The organism is Atribacter sp. (assembly GCF_035418125.1).
GTDB lineage: Bacteria > Atribacterota > Atribacteria > Atribacterales > Atribacteraceae > Atribacter > Atribacter allofermentans.
This window is the reverse complement of the sequence record NZ_DAOLQM010000051.1, coordinates 6020-10345: the sequence shown is the minus strand read 5'-3', so window position 1 is coordinate 10345 and position 4326 is coordinate 6020. Positions and strand designations below refer to the sequence as shown.

The following is a 4326-nucleotide window of genomic DNA, read 5'->3' as shown; positions in this document are numbered from 1 at the left end:
ACACAACTAAGAATTTACGGCCGGAACTTTGGTGACCTTAAGGGTACCAACACAGTTACAATGAATGGAATTGTTGCGGCAGTTTCCTACTGGTCTGACGATGAAGTAATTGCAGTAGTTCCTGCATCTTCATTGCCAGCCCGAGAGTTACGGGTTGCTGTAACGGTAAACGGTGTTCCCAGCGATGAATATTGGCTTTATGGGATATGTGCAGCACCAACACCGACTCCTACCCCAACTCCAATACCCCTTGATCGGGTAGACGTTGCAAGAAACATTGCTATTGTCAAAGCCCATAATGATGGTGTTAATGTTCCATATAGTGTATTTTGGATTAAAACCGACCTTTCGACCGGAATTGGTTCCAAACATTATCAATATACTTACTATGGTGCTTCCAAATGGATTATTGATATTACCTATCCAGTCATTGAACAACCAGATTTTACCGTAAATGTTTTTAGTGAATGGGGATTAACCATGTGGAGTGGAATGGTTTATTATTGGGAAACAGTACCTTATATGTAGTAAAAGTTTACAGCGCATACAGCTTAATAGCTGTATGCGTTTTTTATTTCCTTATAGCTATATTTGTATCAGTATAAGTTTATTTTCCCAATTCCTGATTCAAGGTAAATGTTGAGAGTAGGGCTGGTTTTTCCGTATTGTTGGTTGGTATAAATATTTCCATTGACAGTCAGGTTAGAGGCATCGATAGCTCCTAAACCTCTTTTCGTTTCAACTCTAACTCCAATATTCTGCGGGAGAAAGATAGTTACCTCACCCAAGCCGGATATGATTTTTGAATCAATATCCTGCTTCCAATTTCCACGTAAATCAATGGTTGCCTCTCCAACTCCAGTTTTTACTTTCAAACGGGAGAGGCTGGTATTCCCTTTCAAATCAATCACGACTTCACCAACCCCAGCCTCCATAGTTAAGGTTTCAAGAGCCATCGAGGCTAAATTAAGTTGACTTTTACCGGCTCCAACTTTAAAAAATAAATTCATAGGGACTAAATCATTGAGACTTATAAGAGTTTTATGACTTTTATCCCGAAAGCTGAACAGTGAAAAGTTAATGTTCGCCGGTATTTCTACTTTCAATTCACCAACCATATTTTTTACTTGATAAGAAATCAAAGGTTTCCATTCATGGGAAGAATACCGAAATTCCCCTTCCATTAATTTCGTTGCTCCCCCAGTGAGAGTAATATCGCCAAAAGATACTTCGATTGTGGCATTAACCACCAAGGCATCATCAATCTCAATCGAAGGGTTTTCAATCATCAATTCCTCGGCAATTGCTAAGCGGGGGAAAAAACCAAAAATGAATAGAGTAAATAGGGAAATAAACATCCTTTTCATCAATAAATCACCCTCCCTTTCTCTTTCATTATGAACTTTTTTCAATAACAATTCAAGAAACCTGGTATAGTACCTATATAAAAAAGTTGAAAAAGATTTGACAAATTTGATCAAGGGAATAAAAATGAGGGGAACTATTTATCTCCGATATTTTATAGAATCAGAATACAAAAGAAAGAGGATAGAATATGATGGAAAAAAAGCTCGATTGGGAAAAGAACCTTACCATAGAATTGGGAGTAAAAAGTGATCCTATTCAATATCGTTATTCTTTTGATTGGCTTTTTAATTTAATGGCAGAAGAAGGGGTTTACAATTTGCAATTAGGAACCTTTGCAGAATTTTATTCCCTTCCTGATACCTATTTTTATCGATTAAAAGAATCTGCTCAATCAAAGGGCATTCAGATTTCCAGTATTTTTACCTCCCATCGGGAATTGGGGGGTTTTTTGAATCCCGAAAAAGAATTGGCTGAGATTACCAGGAAAAATTATCAAAGAATGATAGAAATTGCTGCATTATTAGAATGCCCAGTTGCCGGTTCTTCAATGGGAAGCGTCTATCGTGATCAAATTGAATATCGTCCTCAGGGAATCCAATCTTTCCTCAACTTTATAAAAGAGATGATGGTGTTTGCCAAGGATCAAGGATTGTCCTGGTTAACCCTGGAACCAATGTCTTGCTACGCTGAACCTCCTTGTAACTCGGTGGAACTTAAAAAAATAGGAGATGAATTGAAGCAATTCCATTTAAGCCAACCGGAAAAAACCGTTTGTTTTGGATATTGTTCCGATGTATCGCATGGCTGGGCTAATCAAGAGAAAACCGTTATCGAAAACAATCTTGATTACTTTATCGCCTCTTTTCCCTATTTGTATGAGTTTCACTTTAAAAATACCGATTCAATATATAACTCAACTTTTGGTTTTGAATCAGAAAGCTTAGAACGCGGCATAATTGATGTAAAACAAATATACTCAATTTTGATGAAGAATCAGAAAACTATTCCTGTAACGAAAGTGATTGGATATTTGGAACACCCAGGTCCCAAATTTGGTAGAGATTACTCAGATTGTTTACTAGAACGATGGCTGAGAGAATCATTACAATATTTACAAAAACAATGGACAGAGTGGAGTACAATATTTTCTTAAAAGGTTTCGCAACCCCACCAGGTAACTCGAGCTAAGGCTTCAGCGCCGATTATATTGCCTTGACTATCGCGTACCAAGAGATCGGGAACCAATAAATCATCCCGTTCGGGAAGGGCGTTGGCAACAATCGGTGAAACAATGAGAAATACCCCTTCTTCTTTGTCAGGAAGATTATAAACAGGTCCAAAACGGGTGGTCATAATCGGAATTTCATCAATTTCTCCGATTTGAATCCGTTCTTCTTGACAGCGGGGAACGATTCCTTCGGGTTCAATAGAGCGATAGACTGAATTATTTTTAAAAATTGTAACCGGGTGATGGGTTAAGTTTTTTATCATAGGACTCCTTTATGAATAAATGTAAAATCATTATTCCATATAATTTTAGCAAATAAAAAAGTGGTATTTAAATTTTTCATTGAAATTTTGATAGATTAGGCTTTAGAATTTTTCTCATTGTAATCAAGAAGGAAGGGTTGTTCGAAAATGGATCATAAAAAGTATCTCAAGATAGCTTTAGATATGGGAGCCGAGCAGGCAGTTTTTTTTCGCATTGAAGATATTGAATTTGATGCAAGGACTATCTTAAAGTGTATGTTTGGTTGTGCTGATTGGGGAAACGCCAATACCTGTCCTTCGCGTCCTGGATCGCTGCGACCGTGGGAGTATCAAAAAGTATTGGAAAACTATACTTGGGGTATTATTGTTCATTCCACTAACAAATATCTTTCACAGAAAATTTCTTTTTCGATTGAGAGACAAGCCTTTCTTGATGGCTATTACTTTGCTTTCTCGATGAGTGATTGTGCTCTTTGTAAAGAATGCAATGGATTTAAAGGTATGAAATGTGTCAATCCGAAACAAGCCCGTCCATCTTTTCACAGCATTGGTGTAGACGTTTTTAAAACAGTTAGAAAATTTGGTCTTCCGATTGAAACTTTAAAAAACGAAGATGATCCTCAAAATTGGTATTCAGCAGTTTTTATTGAATAGTTAAGGGGTAGTCAATAGAATGAAGGATAGAATCATAAAACTCAAGGTAATCTTTTTTGTTGAGAAGAATTGATATGGGTTGGGAGATTCGAGAGGTTCAAAATAAACGAGATTTAAAGAGATTTGTTTATTTTCCTCATCGGCTATACCAAAATCACCCCTATTACGTTCCACCTTTAATCTCCGATGAAATAGAAGTATTTTCTCCAGTAAAAAATCCCGCCTACGAGAATTGTGAAACCAAATTATTTTTGGCTTATCACAATAATTCATGTGTTGGACGTATTGCCGGTATTATCAGTCATATTGCCATTGAAAAGTATCAAGAAAAAAACCTTCGCTTTGGTTGGTTTGATTCAATTAATGAGGGAAGAAGTGCAGAATTATTATTTTCTGCAATAGAATCTTGGGGGAAAGAACGGGGGATGGCAACCTGTACCGGTCCGCAAGGATTTACTGATTTGGACCCAACTGGATTGCTGATCGAAGGATTTGAAGAATTAGGAACCATGGCAACTCAATACAATTATCCTTATTATCCTGATTTGGTAGAAAAATGTGGTTATACAAAACTAATTGATGCCTTGGAATTCCAAACCAAGGTACCAGATGAAAAAGAAATTCCCGAGAGTCTCATCAAATCTGCTGAATGGGTTAAAAAGCGTTACAATTATCAAGTTTTAAAATTTAAAAATAAAAAGGAAGCTCTTATAAGAGGAATGGAGTTGATAAATTTAATTGATGAATCCTATGAAGAATTATACGGGACAGTTCCTCTTACTGAAAAACAAAAAACTTATTACCTGAAAAAAT

5 protein-coding genes and 1 pseudogene are annotated in these 4326 nt (G+C 36.5%); 4 read left to right on the top strand and 2 right to left on the bottom strand.

Going from position 1 to position 4326, the window contains the following annotated elements; translation table 11 throughout:
- Nucleotides 1-528, top strand: a 528-nt coding sequence (locus PLK24_RS04415; RefSeq protein ID WP_324476679.1) for an IPT/TIG domain-containing protein, incomplete at its 5' end; no start/stop codon positions are given.
- 68 nt (nucleotides 529-596) lie between these two features.
- On the opposite strand, the gene PLK24_RS04410 is transcribed toward PLK24_RS04415, so the two are convergent.
- Nucleotides 597-1367: a toast rack family protein gene (locus tag PLK24_RS04410; protein ID WP_324476677.1), complete on the bottom strand. Its 771-nt coding sequence runs from the start codon at nucleotides 1365-1367 to the stop codon at nucleotides 597-599.
- A 188-nt stretch (nucleotides 1368-1555) separates the two neighbouring features.
- Between PLK24_RS04410 and PLK24_RS04405 the strand changes: the two genes are divergently transcribed.
- The gene (locus PLK24_RS04405; RefSeq protein ID WP_324476676.1) at nucleotides 1556-2521 is read left to right on the top strand and encodes a TIM barrel protein; all 966 of its coding nucleotides are present in this window, start codon (nucleotides 1556-1558) and stop codon (nucleotides 2519-2521) included.
- On the opposite strand, the gene PLK24_RS04400 is transcribed toward PLK24_RS04405, so the two are convergent.
- A complete protein-coding gene (locus tag PLK24_RS04400) occupies nucleotides 2518-2859 on the bottom strand; it encodes a hypothetical protein (RefSeq protein ID WP_324476675.1) in 342 nt (113 codons plus the stop codon). The two genes, PLK24_RS04405 and PLK24_RS04400, sit on opposite strands and share 4 nt — an antisense overlap.
- Nucleotides 2860-3006: 147 nt before the next feature.
- On the opposite strand from PLK24_RS04400, the gene PLK24_RS04395 reads away from it, so the two are divergent.
- Together PLK24_RS04395 and PLK24_RS04390 are read left to right on the top strand one after the other, a co-directional pair.
- Nucleotides 3007-3513, top strand: coding sequence for a DUF2284 domain-containing protein (locus PLK24_RS04395; RefSeq protein ID WP_324476673.1), 507 nt, complete (start codon nucleotides 3007-3009; stop codon nucleotides 3511-3513).
- A gap of 59 nt (nucleotides 3514-3572) precedes the next feature.
- A pseudogene (locus PLK24_RS04390) lies at nucleotides 3573-4326 on the top strand (hypothetical protein); the annotation flags it as partial.